Raw genomic sequence first — 16,900 nt, forward strand, 5'->3', positions numbered from 1 at the left:
CGCGCGCAAGGCACGCGCGCAAGTTTAAGGGCTCGCGATCAGGGTAACTGACGCAGCTGGCCGATCACGGACATCAGGCGTCCGTGCGCCACGGTCACCGCCGTCTCGTCCTGCAGCGCTTCCTGATAGCGCTTGCGGAAGCCCGCGTCGCCCCGATCGCTGAACAGTTTCTGCGCCGCGCCGGCTACCGCGCGGCACGTGTCGTCGTGATGCTCGACGCCCTCGAGTTCCTCATCGATCTCGATGATCAGCCGCGAGAGCGGATCGAGCCAGCGGAAGAACGATTCTTCCGTGACGAGCTGGACGAACTGGCCGGCTGGTATCGGACCGTGCACGCGTTCGTACTGGCTACGGTCGTAGCCGATGACTTCCTTATGCACCTGGAGCAATGCCGCGCGCAAGGCGCGCAAGCCCAGTTTGCGGGTTTCCTGGGTGGCAAGGAATTGTTCGCTGGTCATCCCGTCTCCACTTTTCTTTGTCGAGGGCAGGCAAGTCTCGATGTGTTACCTCCCGGCCGCGCGCAAACCGCACACGCCGCCACCTGTCCCCTATCTTTCTTCTTGGATCGTCCTTCACACGCGCGCATCAGGCCACTCGCGACGCGCACGTTGCGTAAGGCAGTATAGGCAAGCACCCCATGGCCGATAAAGCGTGACCGCCTAGCGAAATACCCGTATTGCGGCGCGGGGCGCGTCAATGCAGGCGATGTAGGACGCGTCCGTGCGGCGCTAGCTGCGTGGCGCGGCAATCAGGTGCAGCACGGCGCGCAATGGCAGATGATCGGAAGCCACGCGGGCGAGCGGCGTGGCATGGCGTTCGACGGAGACGAGGTGCGCGCGGGGCGATGTCCAGATGCGATCGAGCGCGAGCATCGGCCAGCGCGATGGGAACGTCGACACGTTCGGCGTGCGGTCGAAGTACGCATGCAGCCAGCGCAACGGCCGGCCCCACAGAAACCATTCGTTCACGTCGCCGAGCAGTAGCGTCGGCTGCGCGGGCATTTCCGCGAGCGCGGTCAGCAGCCGTTGCACCTGCCAGCGGCGTTCGCTCGGACGCAGGCCGAGGTGGGTCGCAATCACGCGAAGCGTGAAGCGTTCGTCGGGGCCCAGGGCATCGAGTCCATCGTGTTCGCCGCGGCACGACAGCAACGCGTCGATCGCGCCGCGCGGCTCGCGTCCTTTCACGCTGAGGTCGATATGGCGCACGCGCAGCGGGGGATAGCGCGTGAGCAGGGCATTGCCGTAGTCGCCGTCCGCCCGCACGAGGGTGGGGCCGGGAATCGCGTGATGGCCGCCATGTTTCGACAGAAACTGCAGCATGTCGAAGCCCGTGGCGCGCGTTTCTACCTCCTGCAGCGCGACGATGTCCGCGGACAGTTCCCCGAGCACACCCGCGATGCGATTCGGCACGAAGTGTCCGTCCGTGCCGACGCCGCCGTGAATGTTGTAGCTGGCGACCGTCGTATGCGCATGGGGTGGCGGCGTCGTCGTCGTTTGCCGCGCGCCTTGTCGATCTGGCCGGTCGGGCGCGTTCATGTCATACGCTGCCCATGCGCTGCCTGGTGGACGGTGGCGTGGGCGGCCGGTGGCGCTTGGAGGGATCGCTGGTGCCCGCCGCGCGCGCATGCGCTTCACGGCGGCGCTTGCGACGGCGCAGCAACAGCAGCACCGACGCGGGGAGCAGCAGCACGGCGAGCACGAGCGCAAACGTGAGCGGACCCGGATTGCGCGCGGCCGCGGCGATGCGGTCGACCAGCGAGGCCGAGATCAGGATGCCTGGCGTCATGCCGATCATCGTCCCGAGCAGGCAGTCGCGCAGGCGGATGCGAGAGGCGCCGACGACGAGGTTGACGAGCGTGAACGGCGCGACGGGGACGAGGCGCATGACGACCATCGCGAGAATGCCGTGCTCGCCGACCTGCTGGCTCAGCCGATTCAAACGGTTGCCCCCGAACCTGCGCACCGCATTGCGGCCGAGCATGCGGCCGATGCCGTAGCCGGTGGCCGCGCTCAGCACGGTGCCGCATAACGCGAGCGCGCCGCCATAAAGCGGGCCGAAGACGACGACGGTCACGACGATCAATACCGTCACGGGCATCAGCACGAGGCCGCCGATCACGTATGCGGCCATCATTGCGAGCGGGGCCAGCGGCATGTCGTCGACGCGCTGTACCAGCGCGAGCACGGCGCGGAAGTCGGCCCATTCGCGCAGGGGCGTATAGCGCCATGCGAACGCGAGGCCCGCCAGCACCACGAGCAGCAGCACGAGCATGCCGACGCGGCCCACTACGCGCGGGCGGGCTTCGTGGCTGACGAACTGCTCCACCACGTGCTCGCTGTCGATGGGTTCGATCGGGTCGAGCAGGTCGGCGGAGGGGGAGACCGCATCGATGTCTTCGGGCACCTCGGGCGCGAACGGCTCCAGCGTGCGGCCTTCCGGGCGATGCAGCAGCGCGCAGGTGGCAAGCAGCCGCCCTGTCTGGCTGAAGGCGAGGTCGAATTCGCGCGGCGTCACGGCGAGGTGCTCGCATAGCAGGCGGTCTCGCATGGCGCGGATGGCGGTGGCGATGCGTGCGTCGCCCGCGGCTTCGAGCACGATGTTGCATTCGGTGTCGAGGCCGAACGAGCGGTTGCTGAGGTTCGCGGAGCCGATGGTCAGCAGGGTGTCGTCGACGACCATCACCTTGCTGTGGACGTTGACGCAGTCGTCGCCGAGGCCCGGCACCTGCGGGCAGAACAGCGCGAACCTGCCGTCCGTGTCGGCGGCGCGCAGCTTGCGATAGAGCCTTGCGCGCAGCACGCCCATGCTGTGTTCCTCCAGCCAGCCGCTTTCCACCCGGCGCGAGACCAATGCGATATCTGGGCCGCCCGCCTCCTGGAGGCGCTCGCCGAGCGCGTCGGCGATGAGGGTCGAGCTGAAGTACTGGTTCTCGAGATAGAGGTTGTCCTTTGCCGAGGCAATGGCGTCGAGGTGCAGTGCGCGGATTTCCGACACGCCGGGGCTGTCGTCGCGCGGTGGTTCGGTGCGGCTGATGCCTAGGTGCACGTCAGTGATGTCGGGCGTCACGCTGAGCGGCCACGCGTCTTCCAGGCGGCGGTCGGCCTCACCGGGCGTGCGGGGTCGGCGGCCGGTGGCATTGCGCCAGCGTTCGGCCGCGAGGTCGCCCATGGCGGCCGCGGCGTCGCCGTCGAAGACGCACTGGACGTCATGGAACGGCGCGTATGGCTTGCCGTCGGGATCCTTGCGCAGCGGGTCGTCGGCCATGTGGTGATGGCGGTCCCAGCGGCGGATGGTGAGGTCGAGGCCGCCGGCGAATGCCACCTGATGGTCGATCACGACCACCTTCTGATGGTGCGACGCGCCGGGCGGGTGGTTGCCGTCCAGCTGGAACGACAGGCGTCTATGGGCCTGCCAGTGGGCCTGCGCCGCGGGAAGCCATTCGCGTTCGAGCGCGAACACCATCGAGAAGTCCCAGCTGAGCACGTACACCCGCAGGCCCGGGCGGCGCCGCGCAAGCTCGTTCAGAAAATCCTTGAGCGCGGCGGGATAGCCGTCGTTGCTGCCCCCGGGCTCGAGCTCCATGCGGCTGTCGATGTCCCAGCCGAGAATGAACACCGTGTGACGGGCGTGCAGCAGCGCTTCCCGAAGCGCGGAAAAGTACGCTTCGCCATCGACGAGCATGGCGAAGCGGTCGCTGTGTTCCTGGCGCCAGCAGTTGTGGCCAGGTTTGAGGATGGGGGCAGGGGCGGTTCTCATGGCAACCGCTCGCAGCGCAATATCCGGACCCGGGTGGAAACCCGCATGGCTGTGTGGCGGGAACGGTTCGCGGGTGGCGGCCCGGTTGTGCGCTTTACCGTCCTTTGTAAAAACTTCTACCGGTCAACTCGCCGCGCGTTCGATCGATTCGTTGCCCGGCATGGGGAAGTTCTCCACGCGGAGGGTCTGCGGCATCGAGAGCGAGATATTGGCCGCGCGCAGGCGTTTGAGGATCTCGAAAAGCAGGTCGCTCTTCGTGTTGCCCGTCACCCGTGGGCTGCTCACATAGCCCGTGACGCTCAGGGTGATGCCGTTCGGCGCCAGCTGGTTGAACGTCACCGACGGCGCCGGGACATCGAGGATGCTTTCGTTGTCGCGATAGGCATCCAGCAGCAGGTCCCGAACCTGTTCGGGGTCCGTATTCAGCGGGAAGGTCAGCTGCAGCGTCGCCACCCCCTGCGTGCTGTTGCTCATCGTCACGTTCCGCACGTTCTGCGAGATCAGCTGCGAGTTCGGGACGATCATCGTCGAGCGGTCGCCGAGCTGGATCTCCGTGGCGCGCACGTTGATCCGGCGGATATCGCCCTCGACGCCGCCGATGCTCACCATGTCGCCGACCTTGACCGGCCGCTCGGTCAACAGGATCAGGCCCGACACGAAGTTCTTGACGATCTCCTGCAGGCCGAAGCCGATGCCCACGGACAGCGCGCTGACGATCCATGCCAGGTTTTCCCAGCGCACGCCAAGCAGCGACAGCACGAGCAACACCAGCAGGACATAGCCAACATTGCTGAACAGCGTGATCAGGGACGCGCGCAGGCCCGGATCCATGCCGAGCTTGGGCAGCATTTCGGCATCGAGCCAACGGCGGACCGACCGCAGCAGCCACACCCCCACCGTCAACGCGATGATGGCGTTGAGGATGCGGTCCGGCATGATGTTGAGGCTGCGCAGCCGCTCGCCACCGAGCACGCGCAGCACGCTATCGACGAGTTCGGAAGGCGTCGTGCCGAAACCCCCCGTCATCAGCGCGATGGCCGCGATGATGAGCAGCAGGCTCACCCCGATGCCGGACAGCACCGTGGAGGTCTGCTCGAGGTGATGATCGCCCACGCCGAACAGCTGCTTGATCACGCGCCCGCTCGCATACTGCGGCGAGAACAGGCTCTCGCAGATATCGCGCGTGAGCTGCGTCAGCAGGTAGAAGCTGCACAGCACGATATCGAACCACACCAGTTCGTAAGTGAGGAAGCGCGCAACGGTGATATAGCCGACGAGCAGCGCGCCGAGCGAGATGACGGTGGCCAGCGTCACGGCCGCATGGATCAGGCCCGCGAGCGTCGCGCGTGCCTCCGGTTGTTCTCCGGCAGCGGCGAGTTCCGTGCGCACGCGGTTGGCGCGCAGCAGCGCGGCGCCGATGACGACGACCACGACGAGCGACACCAGCCCGCGACCCAGCAGCGTGAACGGCACGCTGGTGTCGACCGTGCGGTTCAGTTGCTCCAGCGTACCGGCCACCAGCAGCAGACCGGCAAGGATCGACGGAAAGGGGCGCATCGCGCTGGCCACGGCGTCGGCCAGCGCGGGCAGGCGCCACGACGGATGCCGCGTGCAGAGCAGCGCGCGGCCCAGCCCGGCGATCAGCGCGCTGGTCATCATGAGCTTGGCCATCTCGCTGAGCAGCCCCTCGAGATCGGGCGGCGGCTCGTACAGGCGCGTGAAAGCGATGTAGACGAGATGCACGGCGATGGCCGTCGTCACCACCGTGGTCAGCGCCGTGGCGAGCGCCAGCGCGCTACGCCGCAGCCGCGTGGCGGGCAGGAAGGTCAGGCAATACCATGCGACACCGCGTTCGATCAGCCGGCGGCCAACGGTCCACAACAGGCCGGCGAACAGGAGCAGCAGCACGGTGCCCGTGCGTGCGCCCGGCTGGAACGCGAGCTGGCCCATCGGCACGACCTGGTCGAGAAACGCATCGAAGCGGCGGCGGTCCTCTTCGGCAGGATTGAACAGCGGGGCCCAGAAATGCGGATTGAGCACGCTCTCCGACCGCAATGCGAGCTGGTCCTTGAGGCGGCTGCGCTTGAGCTTGTCGAGCTGGTCGTTGAGGTGCGCGATGTTGTCGCGCGATTCGTCGGTCTGCTTCAGGGCGGCGTCGAGCTGCGCCTTGCGGGCGTTGAGGTCGGCACGTTTGCGCGCGACCGCCGCCGCTTCTGGCGTGGTGCCGGCGGCGGGCGGCGGGCCGAGCACGTCGAGCTGCGCCTGCAGTTCGGCGATCTGCGGCTTGATGGCGGCGCCAAGCTTGTCGACGTCCGCATTGAGGTCCTGCAAGGCGTCGTCGAGCCCGCCGAGCTTGGTCTTGCCGTCGGGCGCCGAGGCCTGTTGCTTGATGCGGTCCTGCGAGGTCTGCAGGCGTTTGAGTTCAGCGACGATGTCGCCTTGGGACAGCACTTGCGCTTGCGGCGCACTGGCATCCGTTCCACCTTCGGCCGCCGTCGCTAGGGCGGGCGCAAGATGACACAGAGCAATCAGCACGAGGTTCAGCGCAAACTTTGAGAATTTGCTCATTGCGGAATCGCGTGGATGTCTGGGCGGAGAGCAGATTGCTCCCCACGAACGGGGGGATTATACGCAATGCGGTTGCATCACTTGGCCAGGACGCCGCGCGCCGCGATCTGCTCCGCCATGAACTTGCGCGTGAGCACGGCCACGTCGTCGAAACGCGTATCCATGAGGAAATGCCCACCATCCAGAATGCGGATGGACGCGGTGGGGAGATCGCGCCGGAACGCGCGCGCGCCGGCCTCGGTGAACGTCGTATCGTAGCGGCCCCACAGCACGAGCGTGGGCGGCTGCCGCTGGCGCAGCCACGTCTGCCACTGCGCGTAGCGGTAGAGGTTGTCGCGGTAGTCGAACGCGAGATCGGTCTGGATGTCGATCGTGCCCGGCCGGCGCAGAAAGGCGAGTTCGTCGATCCACAGGTCCGGGTTGTAGGCCTCCGCGTCGGGATCGCTGCCGACGTGCCGGCCGCGTACAGCCGCGAACGACAGGAGGGCCGCGCGCACGTCCTGCTCGTGCGCGCCGCGGTTGGTCCAGTATCGCTGGCGCGCCTCCCACGCGGGCGCGAGCCCCTCCGCGTAGACGTTGCCGTTCTGGAAGATCGTGCCAAGCACCGCGTTGGGCCGGGCAAGGGCCATGCGCATGCCCACCGGCGCGCCGTCGCCCTGCATGAAGAGGACGTAGCGGTCCAGCTTGAGCGCGTCCGCAAACCCCAGCATGACGCTGGCGAGCCGATCGTAGGAGTACCGAAGCTGCGTCGCGGGCGGCGCCGCGCTGTTACCAAAGCCGGGATAGTCGGGCGCAACGAGGTGATAGGTGTCGCCCAGCGCGCGCAGCAGGCCGTCGTACATGCGCGACGACGAAGGCAGGCCGTGGAGCAGCAGCAGCGTGGGACGGTCCGGCGAGCCGGCCTCGCGGTAGGCGATGCCGATGCCGTCCACGGTGACCGATCGGTAGGCAACCGGCGCCGCTTGCGCGATACCGGCGGCGATACCGGTGCACCACAGTAGCGCGCACAGGACGAAGACACGAAGATGCGCGCGCATAAGCTGGGCGATGGGGCGATATCGAAGGAGTTCCACCACCGTCGGACCGGGCAGGGTCGCGGGAAGGATCAGGGCAGCGGGCAGGCGCTATCGTAATGGCAGCCTTAAGGGCCACACATGACGTCGTCATGCTTACAACACCAACAGTCGTTCGATTCGAGCAGGAATCGTGCCGAAGGGAAATGCACGCCAGGCGGGCGCAAGGCGACGCGGCCGTAGCCAATGCGTGCCATGCTTCGGCAGGGTGGCTGATTCGGCGCATTTCTGTTAGAAACACGCCGCGATGGTCGAATTTCGTGTTGGGTCTTTATGCAAACGTTGCAAGTCAGGGATTGTCTCGATCCCTCTGCCCGTCGCGTACGCGTCGACGAGCGATATCGAGACCTGGCCGAAGCCGATGTCGAGGGCATGCGGGCGTTTGCGGTTTTCGCCGAGAACGGCGGCTTCGCCGGTCTGGTGACCGACCGGCAGGCCACGCTGTTTCCGTCGCGCCGCTTTGGCGATCTGCTGACGCGCCGGCAGGGCGAGGCGCTGCGGCCCAACGACGATGCCGTCCGCGCGCTGCATCGCATGCGCGTGGCCGTGCAGGCCCACCTGCCCGTGATCGAGCCCGATGGCACCTACCTCGGCGTGATCTCCGTGCAGAGCGTGCTCGCAGAACTCGTGCGGCGCGCCGAGATCTACCGGCAGGAGCGCGAGGTCCTCGTGGAGCAGCTCGAGGCCGAGCGCGAGAGCCTGCGCGCCCAATATCTGCATCTCGCCTATTACGACAGCCTGACGGGACTGCCGAACCGCCAGTTGTTCCAGGAGCGGCTCAATCAGGCGATCGGCCAGTCCTCCCATCGCGGCACCGAGTTTTCGCTGCTGTTCCTCGACCTGAATCGCTTCAAGGACGTCAACGACACGCTCGGTCATTCCTTTGGGGACCGGCTGCTCAAGGTCGTGGCCGAACGCTTCAGCAAGCTCGTGCGCCAGACGGACATGGTCGCGCGGCTGGGCGGGGACGAGTTCACCTTCATCCTGCACGACACCGGCGACGTGGACACGGTCAATGCCACCGCGCGCCGCATCTTCGACGAACTTGCCGAGCCCATCGCGCTCGATGGCATCCAGAGCTACGTCTCCGCCAGTATCGGCGTGAGCCGCTACCCGGCCGATGGCGTGACCGCGGAAGCGCTCGTCATGAATGCCGATGCGGCGATGTATCGCGCGAAGGAAGACGGCATCGGCGCCTGCCACTTCTATTCGCCCAAGCTGCACGACCGCATGCTCAACCGCCTCGATATCTCGAACGCGCTACACCGCGCGCTCGAACGCGAGGAGTTTTCGCTGGTGTGGCAGCCGCAGGTTTCGCTGACCACTGGCGTGATCGTCGGGGCGGAGGTGTTGCTGCGCTGGAACCGCGATGGCATGAAGGCGGTATCTCCGGCCGAGTTCGTGCCGATTGCCGAAGAAACGGGCATGATCGGCGCGATCGGCGACTGGGTGCTGCACGAGACCTGCCGGTACGCATCGCGGCTGGAAGCGCTCCAGCTCGCGTGCGACTTTCGCATCGCCGTGAACTTCTCGCCGATGCAGCTGCGCTGGCACAAGGAGAAGTCGGTGCTGCGCACCATCCATGAACATGGACTGGACTGCCGGCGCTTCAAGATCGAACTGACCGAGAATTCGCTGTTCCTCAACAAGGAAGGCATGGCGGAATTCGTGCGCGAACTGGGCGCCGCGGGCGTGGCGATTTCGGTCGACGACTTCGGCACGGGCTACAGCAACCTGTCGTCGCTCAAGCATCTGCCCGTGAGCGAGCTCAAGATCGATCGGTCGTTCATCCACGACATGCAGGCGTCGCACAGCGACAAGCAGCTGGTGCTCGCGATGATCGGCATGGCGCAGATGCTGGGCCTGCGCGTGGTGGCGGAAGGGGTCGAGCACCCGTGGCAGGTGGCGGTGCTGAAGGACTTCGGCTGCGATATCGGGCAGGGCTATCTGTTCAGCCGCCCTGTGGCGTTCGACGAGCTCCTGCGGCGGCTGGAAGCGCCGCCGTTCGACGTGCGCGCGATGCTGTCGGCGCCGTATCCGCCGTCGGGGCCAGACGGCCCCGGCCGGGGCGGCATGAGTGCCGATGCGGGCACGGTTGCGGCAGGGTAGTATCGCGAACGACATTCCAGGGCATTCCAGGGCAATCGTTCATGACGACGACATTCGATCTGCAGGCGCGGCTGGTTCGCGAACTCGGCTTGATGCCGCATCCCGAAGGCGGGTTCTATCGCGAGACGTGGCGTGACACGCTGCGTGTCACGCGGCCCGACGGCGTGGAGCGGTCTGCTTCCACGGGCATCTACTACATGCTTTCGGGCAATGCGTATTCCGCGTGGCATCGCATTCGCGCGGACGAGGCCTGGCACTTCTATGCGGGCACACCGATCCACGTGCATGTGCTCGGCGACGATGGCGTCATGACGACGCACCGGCTTGGCAATCCGCTCCTGCATTCGGGTACGTCGTTTCAGGCGATCGTGCCTGCGGGACGATGGTTCGCGGCGGAGCGCGCCCGCGAGGGTGAAGACGAGGGCGAGGACGAAGGCGAGGGGTTCGCGCTGGTGGGATGCACCGTGGCGCCCGGCTTCGAGTTCTCCGAGTTCGAGCTCGCGGACGCGGCGCGGATCGCGGCGCTGGAGCAGGCCTACCCGGCCCATGCAGGGGACATTGCCCGGCTGGCGAGCCGGCCCTGAGCGCCCCCGCGTCTGCTGCGTTTACTGGTGCGGCGCGCGGCAAGCGCGCAGGAATACCGGTACCGACTTGTATGACGGTGTGCCGCTGCGCGGGTCGAAGTTCTCGAGCGCGACGAGGTGGTTCGCCTCGGGGTAGTACGCCGCGACCGAACCGCGTGAAATCTCGTAGGCGACCGCCGTGACATTGCGCAGGACGCGGTTGCCCGGCACGCCCACGCGATCGGATACGGCTTCCACGTCGACCTTGTCGCCATGGGCGAGGCCGAGCGCCTCGAGGTCCGACGGGTTGACGAAGATGACGTCGCGGCGATCCGTGATGCCGCGGTAACGGTCGTTGTAGCCGTAGATCGTGGTGTTGTATTGATCGTGGCTGCGGATCGTCGCGAGCATCAGCGCGCCCGAGTGGTCACGCGCGGGCATTTCTCCGAGCCCTTCCATCGTGATGAAGTTGGCGCGCTTGCTGTTGGTGTTCCATCGGCGCGCGGACGCGGCATTGGGCAGGCGGAACCCGAGCGGTTCGCTGACGCGCGCGTTGTAATCCTTGAAGTCCGGGAAGACGCGTTCGATCAGGTCGCGGATGCGGTTGTAGTCGGCGGTCGACGCGTCCCAGTCCACCTTCGACCCGGGCAGCGTCGCCTTCGCCATGGCCGCCACGATCCAGGGTTCGGACCGCAGCATATCCGACGCGGGCTGCAGCGTGCCGCGCGAGGCATGAACCATCGACATCGAGTCCTCGACGGTCACCGATTGCGGCCCCGTCTCCTGCATGTCGATCTCCGTCCTGCCAAGGCATGGCAGCAGAAAGCTCTGCTTGCCGACCAGCAGATGCGAGCGATTGAGCTTCGTCGCGATATGCACCGAAAGGTCCAGCTTGCGCATGGCGGCATGGCAGAGCTCGGGATCGGGCATCGCAACGGGCAGATTGCCGCCGAGCGCAATCAGCGCGCGCGACTCGCCCGCGAGCATGGCCTGCATCGTCTCCACCGCGTTATGGCCCTTGCGCCGTGGCATGGCCGTGCCGAAGGTTGCTTCCATGCGATCGAGGAAAGCATCGGAGGGGATTTCGGTGATGCCGACCGTGCGGTCGCCCTGCACGTTCGAGTGGCCCCGCAGTGGACAGATGCCAGCGCCCGCGCGGCCGATGTTTCCCCGCATCAGCAGCAGGTTGCAGAGCTGATGGACGTTCGCCGTGCCCTGCCGATGCTGCGTGATGCCCATGCCGTAGCAGAAGATGGCCGCCTTGGCGTCGGCGTAGATGCGCGCGATCTCCTCGATGCTCTGCTGGGTCAGGCCGGACGCGGCTTCGATGTCGGGCCACGCGGTGTCGTCGAGGTTCGCCAACAGGCCGTCATAGCCCGTGGTGTGCCCGTCGATGAATGCCTGGTCGATCACCGGCGGGAGCAGGCCGGCGCGCGCCTCGCGGTCGGCTTCGAGCAGCGCCTTCATCATGCCCTTGATGACCGCGGCATCGCCGCCGATGCGAGGCTGGACGTACTGTGTCGCGATCGGTGTAGAGAGGCCGAGCGACATCTCGGCCGGACTTTGCGGCGAGGTGAAGCGTTCCAGCCCGCGTTCGCGCAGCGGATTCACGACGATGATCTGCGCGCCGCGGCGCGACGCCGCGCGCAGTGTCGCGAGCATGCGCGGGTGATTGGTCCCGGGGTTGTGCCCGAAGCAGAAGATCGCGTCGCAATGGTCGAAGTCTTCGAGCGTGACCGTTCCCTTCCCGACGCCGATGGACTCCGGCATGCCGACGCTCGTTGCCTCGTGGCACATGTTCGAGCAGTCGGGGAAATTGTTGGTGCCGAACTCGCGCGCGAACAGCTGGTACAGGAATGCCGCTTCGTTGGAGGCGCGTCCCGACGTATAGAACTCGGCCGCGTCGGGGTGCGGCAATGCGCGCAGGGCTTCACCGATGCGAGACATCGCGTCTTCCCATTCGATCGGCACGTAACGGTCCGTCGCCGCGTCGTAGGCCATGGGATGCGTGAGGCGGCCCTCGTCCTCGAGGTCGTGATCGGTCATCCGGAACAGCTCGGTGACGGTGTGCGCCGCGAAGAAGCCCGGCGTGGTGCGGTGCGAGGTCGCTTCCCATGCCACGGCCTTGGCGCCGTTCTCGCAGAACTCGAACGACGAGCCATGGCGCGGGTCCGGCCAGGCGCAGCCAGGGCAGTCGAACCCATCCGGCTGATTGACGCGCATCAGCATGATGGCGTTTCGACCCGTGCCCATCTGCCCGCGAATCGCGCGCGCGACGGCCTGCAATGCGCCCCAGCCGCCGGCGGGGCCACCGTAGCGGCCCACGCCCGGTACATCCTTGCGTCGTGTGTCATCCATGGAGATTGCCTTGTGTGTGCATTGTCAGGGGCGCGGCCGCGGGCATGGTGGACGCGGGGGGGTGCGCGGGCGGCGTCGCCGTGACCGAGGCGGGACGGCCCGCCAGGGCCTCGAACTCGATCAGGTCGTGCGCGCAGCAGACCCGTACGCCGTTCGGCTCATGCGCGAGATGGCGCAGCCGACGCTGGGAGTCGAACCGGGCGAGGCGGTCCTTCTCGAGCATCCATTGATAGAAGCGCAGGCCCGGCGTGCAGTGCGGCGCGTCGATGCGCATCTCCTCGTGGTAGAAGTAGGCGTCGCCGGCCATCAGCAGCCAATCGGCCGCGTCGCGGCGCACCGCGACACCCGCATGCCCGAAGGTGTGCCCCGGGAGCGGGATCATGGCAATGTCCGACGACAAATCCTGCAACGGTTTGACATGTTGGAAGCCGAACCAGTGGTCGCCGCCGATCGGGGTGTAGGTGTGCCAGCTGTCGCGCGTGGACCATTGCTGCGGGCGAAAGCGCTGGCGGTCCATCCATGTGCGCTGCTGCATCGCGTAGTCGTGCTCCACGGCCATCATGTGCACCTGCGCCCATGGGAAGTCGTCGAGCCCCCCGGCATGGTCGAAGTCGAGGTGCGTGAGCACGATATGGCGGACGTCGCGTGGGTCGAATCCCAGCGCGACGACCTGACGGTATGCCGTCATCTCGTCGCGGAACTCCGGCTTGACCAGCCCAAGGAAGAACTTGCTCAGACGCGACGCGGGGTCGGCCACGTCGCGGCGGCCGAGCCCCGTGTCCACGAGCACCAGACAGTTGTGCAGTTCGACAAGAAGGCAGTGGCAGGTCAGCCTGCCGCGTTCGAAGGCGGAGCGCGAGATGCCATCCATCAGCCAGCCGCCGAGCGGACAGGTCGAGATGCAGTTGAGATGATGAATGCGTGCCATGGCTGCACCGGAGGATTGAGTTGGCGCCATCACGCATCATGCATGCCACGCGATCGGCGCGCGGCACGGCACGATTGATGCCTGCGGCTCATGTTGTCTTGCATGCTGCCGAGAGGAGGCCATATGACCGGCGCGAGAGCCACAACGCTGACGGCGGCGGTGAAGGACATCGTTGCAGGGCCGGATGAAACCGTCCGCGTGCAGGATGTGCTCGACTTGCACAGGCTATTTACACGGCTTGTCGGAGCCATGCGCAGCGATGTCACGCTGCAGCAGTTGCTGGACCTTGGCGCGCGTATTGCCGCTGAGGGCGCCGGTGCGCCGATGGCCAAGGTGCTGGAGCTCGATGCGAGCGATAACTCGTTGGTCGTCACGAGCCAGTTCGGGCTCTCGCCCGAGGATGTCGGCAGGTCGGCGGGCAAGGCCGCCGGCGGAAATCCGCCGGGGGAGGCGATCCGGGAATCGGCGCCGGTGGTCGATCCCGATGTCAGGCGGCGGCCGCCGGAGACGCTGCCGGCCTTGCTCAAGGAGAAGGGCATCGTCACCTCGGTGAATGTGCCGTTGCTCAACGAGCAGGGCGCTTATGGGGTGCTGGAGGTCGACTATCCCGAGCAGGTGGACGTCAGCGCCATCACGCTTTCCTACCTGGCGTCCGTGGCGAGCCTGCTTGCCGAAAGCATCGAGAAGCAGCGCGTGCAGCGGACGCTCGCCGCGGAGCGCGATGCCAAGGCGGTATTGCTCCGGGAGCAGCAGCACCGCATTCGCAACAACCTCCAGATGATCATCGCCATGGTTCAGCGCGTGGGGCTCCAGGTCGCCGATGAGAACCGCAAGCAGTTGCGCAACGTCGAGCGGCGGGTCCTCGCCATGGCGGCGCTGTACGACCATCTGCTCGGCCTGAGCGAGCAGGCCGAGCGCGCGGATCTCGGCAGGTATCTGACGGCGATGTCGACGAGCTTCGACGACTTCTACGATCTCGAGCACAACGACATTACGCTGAAGATCGCGCTCCAGTTCGGGATCGTTGCCGATCTGGACGCGTGCACGACCATCGGGACCATCGTCAACGAACTCGTGGCGAACGCCGTCGAGCATGCGTTCGACAACCGCCCCGGTGAAATCACGCTTTCCCTTTCGCGCTTGCCCGTGGAAGGTTTTACCGTCACGGTCGCGGACAACGGCAAGGGGCTCTCGACACCGGCGCTCAAGGAAAACATCGGCCTTCGTACCGTCCGCAACATGCTGGCGCACATCAAGGGCCGCCTCGACGTGCGGAGCTCCCCGGCAAACGGCACGGCGTGGACCATCATGGTCGGGAAGTCGCCGACCTAGTCAGTGGCCCGAGGGCGGGCCGCGATGCCGCGATGCAATTCCTGCTTCGCGGCCGCAATGTCTCGCCGAAAGTTTTACAACCGGCTTTACTGGCTCGCTGCGTCCTCGTCCCCCTCTTTCCCGTTGATTTCGTTGGCCGTCTTGCGATCGGCGGGCGGCGTGTCGGGCTGCAGGATGGCCGCGCCGCCCGAGGTCTCGTCGTCAACGAGCCCGTTCCCCTCGCCCGAGACCTTGATCTCTTGCGTCTCCTCGCCGTTATCCAGTTTGGTGTCGCGTTCGTCCCGGTCCGTTGTCGTATTTGCAGTCATGGATAGCTCCTCTACGGTCATCATCGAGGAGGAAATTGCAAGATCCGCACCAGTCCTCATGCATTTCGTATTTCTGCCGATAACAAGGATGCCGCGCATTGACGGAACGCGGCCATACAACATGAGGAGAAATACATGCGCCAACAGCGCACTTTGTCTTTTCCGGGGGCTGTTGCCTTGGCAGTGCTGACAGCGGCCGTGCTGGCTGCCTGCGGAGGCGGTGGAGATGGCCCGGCGGCGCAGAGCACCGCGGCAACCACGGGGACTACGCAATCGCCGGGCACGCCCGATACCGGCGCGCCGGTCAACCCGGTGACCAAGCCAACTAGCGTCGTATCGCCCGCCTGCTCGGGCTGCGCCGCCGTGGACGCCAACACGTATGCCGGTAGCGGCGTCGGCGTGTGGCAGAACCTCAATGCGACCGCTTCGGCCGTGGATATGCCGATCAGCATCTCGGGGCTGACGGGACAGGACGTGACGCTGGTCTTCACGAACCAGACCGCCACGCCGCAGACGATGCCGACCATCGCGCTGACCGCCTCGCATGTGCCGACGGTGGCCGCCAGCGCGATCGCGTTCGACGATGGCAAGAGCGCGATCAAGCGCCGCATCTCGGATTTCAACCGTGATGGCTGGGCAGCGCTCGCGGGTACCCGCGGCACCGGTGTCAACGGCTCGTCGTTCGGCACGACGCCGCCGCTGCGCGCCGCCGCCTACACCGTGGGCGATACGCGCAATTTCTACCACGAGGACAACAGCGTGCGACAGACCACGCTGATCCGCACGGATACGACCGCCGACGGCACCGTCGTGAACTTCTGGGTGGAAACGACCGAGAGCGATCCGAGCAAGGTCAGTACGTCGATCGTGAACCAGCTGTATGCGGGCTTCGTGCCGACGGGCAAGATCTACGATCTGCTGAAGCAGACGGGCGGTCCGGTCTGGGGGCCGCACGCATACTCCGACCTCATCAGCGGCGCCGTGTCGCAGCCGATCGATATCGTCGTCCTGAACTTCGACAACGACGGTCATCCGTTCGGCATGGTGGGTTACTTCTACGCGCGCAATGCGTTGACGACCGCGGCCAGCGCCTACAGCAACCAGTCGGTGTCGCTGTATCTCGATGCGGAGACGCTGTACCTCGGCGGCGCCGCCGGCCTGCAGTCGATGCTGCTGACGATGGCGCACGAGGGCATGCACATGCAGAACTTCTATCGCCGCGCGGTGGTGACGGGGCCGTCTTATGCCTTCGCCACGTGGCTGGAAGAGGGCACCGCGATGATGATGGAAGACTTCGCGAGCCAGTCGATCGATCCGACCTATAACGCGATTCGTGACGTCCGGTTCCGGGACTACGTCGGCTACAAGGCCGGGTCGTATAACTGCAGCCTGCTGAACTGGGACCCGTTCGGCGCTGCTTGCGACAGCTATTCGGTGTCCGGCTCGCTCGGTGGCTTCCTCGACCGTCAGCTTGGCCTGGCGTTCTACAAGCACCTGCTGACGAACGTGAGCAGCACGGACTCGGTCACGGTCCTCGACGCGTCGATCCGCGCGATCGCCCCCACGTCCAGCCTCGGCGAGCAACTGCGCCGTTTCGGCGCGACGTCCGCCTCGCTGATGAAGTCCCCCAGCCCGTCCGGCTTTGGCTTCCCGGCGCGCGCGGAAGGTGGCTTCACGCTGCCGGTGATCGATCCGCAGACGCGGCTCGCGACCCGCACCCTGACGCAATCGGTCCCGACGACCCTGCAGCCGTACGCGAGCCTGCCGGTCGTGCGCAAGGCGGTGTCCGGCACCTACAGCGAAACGGTGAAGGTCCCCGCCGGTTCGACGCTGTCGGTCGTCATTCAGTAAGCCAGGCAACCAGAAAAGGGGGCGGCGGACGCCGTTCCCTTTCTCCTTCGCTCA

General features: G+C 66.4%; 12 protein-coding genes. 4 read left to right on the forward strand and 8 right to left on the reverse strand.

Features of this window, described 5'->3' with window-relative positions; all coding sequences use genetic code 11:
• Positions 1 to 38 precede the first annotated feature (38 nt).
• The 5 genes from KHP16_RS11995 to KHP16_RS12015 all read right to left on the reverse strand — a co-directional run bounded on the left by KHP16_RS11995 (position 39) and on the right by KHP16_RS12015 (position 7,361).
• Positions 39 to 458, reverse strand: coding sequence for a hypothetical protein (locus KHP16_RS11995; protein WP_109583141.1), 420 nt, complete (start codon positions 456 to 458; stop codon positions 39 to 41).
• A gap of 270 nt (positions 459 to 728) precedes the next feature.
• On the reverse strand, positions 729 to 1,535 hold the full coding sequence (locus KHP16_RS12000) for an endonuclease/exonuclease/phosphatase family protein (RefSeq protein ID WP_211960246.1): 807 nt from the start codon (positions 1,533 to 1,535) through the stop codon (positions 729 to 731).
• Between the two features lies 1 nt (position 1,536).
• Positions 1,537 to 3,756 (reverse strand): VTT domain-containing protein, encoded by a 2,220-nt coding sequence (locus tag KHP16_RS12005; protein WP_211960247.1) that lies wholly within the window; start codon positions 3,754 to 3,756, stop codon positions 1,537 to 1,539.
• A gap of 123 nt (positions 3,757 to 3,879) precedes the next feature.
• The gene (locus KHP16_RS12010) at positions 3,880 to 6,324 is read right to left on the reverse strand and encodes a DUF3772 domain-containing protein (protein ID WP_109583138.1); all 2,445 of its coding nucleotides are present in this window, start codon (positions 6,322 to 6,324) and stop codon (positions 3,880 to 3,882) included.
• Positions 6,325 to 6,401: 77 nt separating this feature from the next.
• Entirely contained in the window at positions 6,402 to 7,361 is a 960-nt protein-coding gene (locus KHP16_RS12015; RefSeq protein ID WP_211960248.1) for an alpha/beta fold hydrolase, read from the reverse strand.
• Positions 7,362 to 7,670: 309 nt separating this feature from the next.
• Here KHP16_RS12015 and KHP16_RS12020 point away from each other — a divergent pair, with 309 nt between their 5' ends.
• Positions 7,671 to 9,506, forward strand: coding sequence for a putative bifunctional diguanylate cyclase/phosphodiesterase (locus KHP16_RS12020; RefSeq protein WP_109583136.1), 1,836 nt, complete (start codon positions 7,671 to 7,673; stop codon positions 9,504 to 9,506).
• Positions 9,507 to 9,547: 41 nt separating this feature from the next.
• Positions 9,548 to 10,090: a cupin domain-containing protein gene (locus tag KHP16_RS12025; protein WP_211960249.1), complete on the forward strand. Its 543-nt coding sequence runs from the start codon at positions 9,548 to 9,550 to the stop codon at positions 10,088 to 10,090.
• A gap of 21 nt (positions 10,091 to 10,111) precedes the next feature.
• Here KHP16_RS12025 and KHP16_RS12030 read toward each other — a convergent pair whose 3' ends face one another.
• Together KHP16_RS12030 and KHP16_RS12035 are read right to left on the reverse strand one after the other, a co-directional pair.
• On the reverse strand, positions 10,112 to 12,427 hold the full coding sequence (locus KHP16_RS12030) for an FdhF/YdeP family oxidoreductase (protein ID WP_211960250.1): 2,316 nt from the start codon (positions 12,425 to 12,427) through the stop codon (positions 10,112 to 10,114).
• Positions 12,420 to 13,355 (reverse strand): MBL fold metallo-hydrolase, encoded by a 936-nt coding sequence (locus KHP16_RS12035; protein WP_211960251.1) that lies wholly within the window; start codon positions 13,353 to 13,355, stop codon positions 12,420 to 12,422. The genes KHP16_RS12030 and KHP16_RS12035 overlap by 8 nt, the downstream gene beginning before the upstream one ends.
• Positions 13,356 to 13,478: 123 nt before the next feature.
• Between KHP16_RS12035 and KHP16_RS12040 the strand changes: the two genes are divergently transcribed.
• Entirely contained in the window at positions 13,479 to 14,687 is a 1,209-nt protein-coding gene (locus KHP16_RS12040; RefSeq protein ID WP_211960252.1) for a sensor histidine kinase, read from the forward strand.
• Between the two features lie 86 nt (positions 14,688 to 14,773).
• Here KHP16_RS12040 and KHP16_RS12045 read toward each other — a convergent pair whose 3' ends face one another.
• Positions 14,774 to 14,995 carry a hypothetical protein gene (locus KHP16_RS12045; protein WP_147306189.1) on the reverse strand — a complete coding sequence of 74 codons (222 nt, stop codon included), beginning with the start codon at positions 14,993 to 14,995 and terminating at the stop codon, positions 14,774 to 14,776.
• 183 nt (positions 14,996 to 15,178) lie between these two features.
• Here KHP16_RS12045 and KHP16_RS12050 point away from each other — a divergent pair, with 183 nt between their 5' ends.
• A complete protein-coding gene (locus tag KHP16_RS12050; RefSeq protein WP_342344361.1) occupies positions 15,179 to 16,846 on the forward strand; it encodes a M30 family zinc metallopeptidase in 1,668 nt (555 codons plus the stop codon).
• Positions 16,847 to 16,900: the final 54 nt, after the last annotated feature.

Origin of the sequence: Cupriavidus plantarum (genome assembly GCF_905397285.1) — a bacterium.
Taxonomy (GTDB): domain Bacteria; phylum Pseudomonadota; class Gammaproteobacteria; order Burkholderiales; family Burkholderiaceae; genus Cupriavidus; species Cupriavidus plantarum.

Coding starts and splice junctions, on each gene's coding strand:
- KHP16_RS11995 (WP_109583141.1), bottom strand. CDS start 458: ATGACCAGCGAACAATTCCTTGCCACCCAGGAAACCCGCAAACTGGGC.
- KHP16_RS12000 (WP_211960246.1), bottom strand. CDS start 1,535: ATGAACGCGCCCGACCGGCCAGATCGACAAGGCGCGCGGCAAACGACG.
- KHP16_RS12005 (WP_211960247.1), bottom strand. CDS start 3,756: ATGAGAACCGCCCCTGCCCCCATCCTCAAACCTGGCCACAACTGCTGG.
- KHP16_RS12010 (WP_109583138.1), bottom strand. CDS start 6,324: ATGAGCAAATTCTCAAAGTTTGCGCTGAACCTCGTGCTGATTGCTCTG.
- KHP16_RS12015 (WP_211960248.1), bottom strand. CDS start 7,361: ATGCGCGCGCATCTTCGTGTCTTCGTCCTGTGCGCGCTACTGTGGTGC.
- KHP16_RS12020 (WP_109583136.1), top strand. CDS start 7,671: ATGCAAACGTTGCAAGTCAGGGATTGTCTCGATCCCTCTGCCCGTCGC.
- KHP16_RS12025 (WP_211960249.1), top strand. CDS start 9,548: ATGACGACGACATTCGATCTGCAGGCGCGGCTGGTTCGCGAACTCGGC.
- KHP16_RS12030 (WP_211960250.1), bottom strand. CDS start 12,427: ATGGATGACACACGACGCAAGGATGTACCGGGCGTGGGCCGCTACGGT.
- KHP16_RS12035 (WP_211960251.1), bottom strand. CDS start 13,355: ATGGCACGCATTCATCATCTCAACTGCATCTCGACCTGTCCGCTCGGC.
- KHP16_RS12040 (WP_211960252.1), top strand. CDS start 13,479: ATGACCGGCGCGAGAGCCACAACGCTGACGGCGGCGGTGAAGGACATC.
- KHP16_RS12045 (WP_147306189.1), bottom strand. CDS start 14,995: ATGACTGCAAATACGACAACGGACCGGGACGAACGCGACACCAAACTG.